6 protein-coding genes are annotated in these 4,829 nt (G+C 69.6%); 2 read left to right on the top strand and 4 right to left on the bottom strand.

Features of this window, described 5'->3' with window-relative positions; translation table 11 throughout:
* The 4 genes from ACFDSW_RS15385 to ACFDSW_RS15370 all read right to left on the bottom strand — a co-directional run.
* A partial coding sequence (locus tag ACFDSW_RS15385) for a nucleotidyltransferase family protein (RefSeq protein WP_375251149.1) occupies window positions 1-882 on the bottom strand: 882 nt, incomplete at its 3' end.
* Window positions 879-1,733: an HprK-related kinase A gene (locus tag ACFDSW_RS15380; protein WP_375251148.1), complete on the bottom strand. Its 855-nt coding sequence runs from the start codon at window positions 1,731-1,733 to the stop codon at window positions 879-881. The genes ACFDSW_RS15385 and ACFDSW_RS15380, both read right to left, overlap by 4 nt.
* Window positions 1,730-2,002 (bottom strand): HPr-rel-A system PqqD family peptide chaperone, encoded by a 273-nt coding sequence (locus ACFDSW_RS15375; RefSeq protein WP_375251147.1) that lies wholly within the window; start codon window positions 2,000-2,002, stop codon window positions 1,730-1,732. Before ACFDSW_RS15375 ends, ACFDSW_RS15380 begins: the two co-directional genes overlap by 4 nt.
* A 7-nt stretch (window positions 2,003-2,009) precedes the next feature.
* Window positions 2,010-2,447, bottom strand: coding sequence for a hypothetical protein (locus tag ACFDSW_RS15370; protein ID WP_375251146.1), 438 nt, complete (start codon window positions 2,445-2,447; stop codon window positions 2,010-2,012).
* An 88-nt stretch (window positions 2,448-2,535) separates the two neighbouring features.
* Here ACFDSW_RS15370 and ACFDSW_RS15365 point away from each other — a divergent pair, with 88 nt between their 5' ends.
* On the top strand, window positions 2,536-3,843 hold the full coding sequence (locus ACFDSW_RS15365) for an ATP-binding protein (RefSeq protein ID WP_375251145.1): 1,308 nt from the start codon (window positions 2,536-2,538) through the stop codon (window positions 3,841-3,843).
* A 66-nt stretch (window positions 3,844-3,909) separates the two neighbouring features.
* Window positions 3,910-4,829: substrate-binding domain-containing protein (locus tag ACFDSW_RS15360; RefSeq protein WP_375251144.1), on the top strand; the 920-nt coding region annotated here is incomplete at its 3' end.

The raw sequence follows: 4,829 nt of genomic DNA, 5'->3' as shown, positions 1-4,829 counted from the left end.
CTCTTCCGATCTGAACCACGCATCCCCACCGCGCAGCCGCGCGCTCTCCGCCGGCACCGGCGTTCCGAAGAAATGCGCGCTCAGTCGCAACGCCCGCTGCAATGGCCGTGCCGCGCCGTGCCGCGCCGTCCGCGCCGCCAGTCGCGCCCAGAAGTCACCGCGATCGTCGGTGAACTCGCGCAGCAGCCGGTCGATATCCCACAGGTTGCGCAGGCCGCCCGACAGGTCGCCATCCGCGAACAGGTGCAGCGCGGCATGGATCACCATGTCCTCGGGGCAGGGCATCCACAGGCCGGTCGACAGCGGTATCGCGTCCGCGACGATCGCGGCGGCATCAGGGGTGATTCGCGCGGTGATCGGCAGGATCGTGTGATGCACGTCGAGCAGCCGGTCCCGATCGCGATGGATCAGCGGCGGCAGTTCATGCATCCATCGCCGGTAATAGGCATCGTCATAGGCGTCGGGCTTCGCCCATGCCCATCCGGCCGCCAGCAACGCCGCCTCGACGCGCGGCAGCGCCGCCCGCGCGACGAGGATGTCGAGATCACCGATCAGCCGTCCCTGCCCCGCCAGCAAGCCACCGGCAGCGAAGGCGGTGCCCTTCAGCAGCACGACCCGCTCGCCGAGCGGCAGCAGCGCGCGCCGCACCACCTCCGCTTCCCACAGCGCCGCGCGGCGCGCCTCCTGCGCGATCGCGCGCGCGTCGGAAAGGATCGCGCCGACCGGCGCGGGCACCGCGATCCCGTCGACCCGCATCGCCAGTGCGGACAGCAACTGTTCGGCCCGCGCGACCGTCAGCAGCGTGGTCCATTGTTGCGCATCGAGCCGTGCCGCGCGCGCCGGATCGGCGAGCACGCCGGCCAGCGCCCGGACCCCGCTCACAGCGCCCGCCACAATCCCTCCACCAGCTCGATCGCGGCGTCGGTGTCGGGATAGTCGATCGCGATCCGCGGCAGATCACGCGCCAGCCGCGTCATCCGGTCGAACCCCGCCTCCCCCAGGGCGACGTAATTCGTCGAGGATTGCGTCAACCGCACGAAGGCTTCGCCCGCCCCCACCGCGCGCCACGCGGGCGCCGCGCCGAAGCGTGGGAACAGGATCATCGCGGGCCGTGCGGCGCGATCCATCGCCGCCACGGCGCGCGCATCGGGAGCGAGATGACGGACGGTGCCTTTCGGGGTCGCGGTCAACAACGGTCCGAAGCGTCGATCGGGGCAGCGCGCGGTCACCGCCGCGATCGCCGCATTCTTCAGGCTGATCGGTCGCGGAAAGGGATGCACCTCCCCCAACACCGGATCGATCAGGACGAACTCATCCGCCATGAAGCGCCAGCCCTGCGTGGCCAGCATCGTTGCCAGCGTCGATTTGCCCGCGCCCGATTCGCCGGTGATGATGATCGCCCGGCCGTCGCGCTCCACCGCGGCCGCATGCAACAGCAGATGCCGGCGATGGCCAAGCGCGACCTGCAGGTTCATCGCCATCTCCGCCGCCAACACCGCCTGCGCCAGCGGCAGGGGCGCGGCTTCGGGCAGGGTCAGGTCGCCGGCCAGCGCCACGGTCGGCCGCACCACCCGCCGCCACGCGGAGGGCGGTGCCAGCCGGACGGTGAAGTCGGGCACCTCGGCCGCCGGATAACCCGCGTAGAGCATGGCGAGCTGCTCGATCGGCCGGCGCCAGACGCTGCCGATGCGGAAGCCAATCGGCCCGACCCGCACGTGGAGCCTGTGCCTCATGCCGCGACGATCAACCCGGCGGCGACCAGTTCGTCAAGCCGCGCGGCCAGTGCGACCGGATCGGCATCCGCGAGATCGTAGCGTACCGCCAATACCAGCATCAATGCGTCGGCGGTCATCGCCACCCCGTCGAGCGCGGCCAGGATTTCCGGCGCAGGCGACGCCAGCAGATGCGTGGCGCCGGAGGGCCGGTGATAGACCGCGGTCAGATCGTCCAGCGCGCGGACCAGCAGCGAACCGGGCGGCGCCTGATAGCGCGTCGCCGCCATGGCTCGGTTACTTCCGCAGCATCTGGATCGAGGCGAAGCAGGTGAACCCCGCGGTGCCGCGCTGCAACCGGGAGACGTATTTCAGATAGGCACGGCTGCGATCATAATCATAGCCGGGCAGCACGCCGCCCCCCTGCATCGCGCGGCGGACATCCTCACCCTTCAACGGGCGGGACGGCGGCGCGAACGCGCCCTTCGTCCCCGCCGCGACGACCGCGCCATCGGCGGCGATAAAACCGCCGGCATGCCCCGCGTCGGGCACCGGAATGTCGCACATCAGCACCGACCCGGTCGCCTGCGCCAGCGCCGGCCGGATCGACAGGACCGACGCCGCCCCGGCAGCGCCGAGCATCAGCGCCCGTCGCCGCGTCGCGGCGGCCGTTGGCGCCGCGTCGACGGGAAGCGGCCCGTCGTGCTGCGGTTCGATGGCGTCGTCGTCGTTCATCCCGCCGCCTTACTAGCCGCCGCCCCTCCACATTCCTAACGTCAGCGTCACCATGACGCGGGGCCTTTGTGTCGGGAAGGGACTCCCGATGATGCGTTCACCGGGCGCCGCGCATAAAATCGATGAACATCGCCCCGTGCTCGGCTATCCCGCGCGCGTGATCGACGAGATTCCCCTTCGCACCTGGCTGGCGCTGGCGATTGCCCTGGCGACCGGATGGGTCGTATTCGTCCTGTCGGATCACGATTGGCAAACCGCGCTCGCGGCCACCGTCGGGGCGGCGGCGCTGGTCGTGATCATCGTGACCATTCCCGAGGAACTGCCGCAAGCCGGCACCGATGAACCGGCGGCGCCGATCGACCCGCTCGACGTGCCGCTGAACGCTGCGCTGGAGGCGATCGGCGAGCCGGTGCTCGTCGTCCGTCGCGGGCAGGTGACTCTGGCCAATGCGGCGGCGCGCGAACTGCTAGGCGCGCATATCGTGGGCGAGGATGCGCGCGTCGCGATCCGGCACCCTGGCGCGGCGGATCATCTGGCGGACGGATCGCCGCGCCCGGTGGACCTCGTCGGCGTCGGTGCGCTCGATCAGCGCTGGCAGATGCGCACCGCGCCGATCGCGCCCGACACGCGGCTGGTGCACCTCGTCGACCAGACGGGACAATATGCCGCCGATCGGATGCGGGTCGATTTCGTCGCCAACGCCAGTCACGAGTTGCGCACGCCGCTCGCCTCGATCCTCGGCTATGTCGAAACCCTGTCGGAGGAGGCGGGCGACGATCCCGCGATCCGACAGCGATTCCTGAGCATCGTGTTCGACGAGGCGCGGCGGATGGAACGCCTGGTCGAGGATTTGATGAGCCTGTCGCGAATCGAGGCGGAGAAGTTCCGCTCGCCGCGTACCGAAGTGGACCTTGCCGAGGTGGCGCAGGATGTGTGCGACTCACTGGCGACGACGCACGGCAACCGCGGCGCCGATATCGTGCTGGATGTCGCCGACGATCTGCCGCCGGTGCTGGGCGACCAGAGCCAATTGTCGCAGCTGCTGCACAATCTGGTCGGCAATGCGATGAAATACGGGCGTCACGGCACGCCGGTGACGGTGTCGCTGCACGGCGGCAACGGCACCGTCAGCGTCCTGGTGGCGGATCAGGGCGACGGCATCGCGCCCGAGCATCTGCCGCGGTTGACCGAGCGATTCTATCGCGTCGACGCCGGACGCAGCCGCTCGCTGGGGGGTACCGGCCTGGGCTTGGCAATCGCGAAACATGCGGTCGAGCGGCATCGCGGGCGGCTCGATATCGCCAGCACGGTGGGGGTCGGCACCCGCGTGACGGTCACGCTGCCCGCCGCCCCGACCAGCGCAAATGCTACCGGTGACGCTGTCATCAAGGCGTAATGCATGTGTCACATACGCCCGGCTGTCACTGGTCGCCATGCGGGCGACCGACCGCTCGGGGGATCGATGTCGCGTTTTGCCATGGCGCTCGCTGCCACGCTGCCGCTTGCCCTGTTGACGTCGCTGTCGGCGGTGCTTGGCGGCTGTGTCGATCAGGCGGCGGGCGGCGGCGCTGGATCGCGTGATCAGATCAAGGTGGTCGGCTCGTCCACCGTCTATCCATTCACCACGATCGTTGCCGAGCAATTCCTGGCCAATATGCCGCATGCCCGGCCGCCGGTGATCGAATCGACCGGCACCGGCGCCGGCATGAAGCTGTTCTGCGCCGGCATCGGCGCCGCGCATCCCGATATCGAGAATGCGTCGCGGCGGATGAAGCGAAGCGAATACGATCAATGTCTTCATGACGGCGTCAACGGCGTGCTGGAGGTGCAGATCGGCATCGACGGCATCGCGTTCGCCGAAGCGAAGAACGGGCCGAAGATGGCGCTGACCCCGGCGCAGATCTATCGCGCGCTGGCCGCCGCGCCGCTGGGCCGGCGCAATCGCGCGCGGACGTGGCGCGACGTCGATCCCACGCTGCCGGCGGTGCCGATCCAGGTCTATGGCCCGCCCTCGACCAGCGGCACCCGCGACGCGCTGGCGGAACTGATCCTGGCACGCGGCTGCGAGGATATCGACCCCGCGATGAAGCCACTCCGCGACAAGGCTCCCGATGCGTTCAACGCGCGCTGCCTGCGCGTGCGCGAGGATGGCGCCTATATCGATGCGGGCGAGAACGACAATCTGATCGTGCAGAAGCTGCAATCGAACCCCAATGCGCTCGGCGTGTTCGGTTACGGCTATCTTGAAGAGAATGCGCGCGCGGTGAACGGCGTGACGATCGGCGGGGTCGCGCCGACCTATGATACGATCGCGTCCGGCGCCTATCCGGGCGCGCGCCCGCTATACCTGTACGTGAAAGCCGCGCATCTGCGCGCGATCCC

It is taken from the genome of Sphingomonas sp. (assembly GCF_042091075.1).
Lineage (GTDB): Bacteria > Pseudomonadota > Alphaproteobacteria > Sphingomonadales > Sphingomonadaceae > Sphingomonas.
The sequence above is the reverse complement of the archived record's forward strand: the minus strand, read 5'-3'. Positions and strand labels throughout refer to the sequence as shown.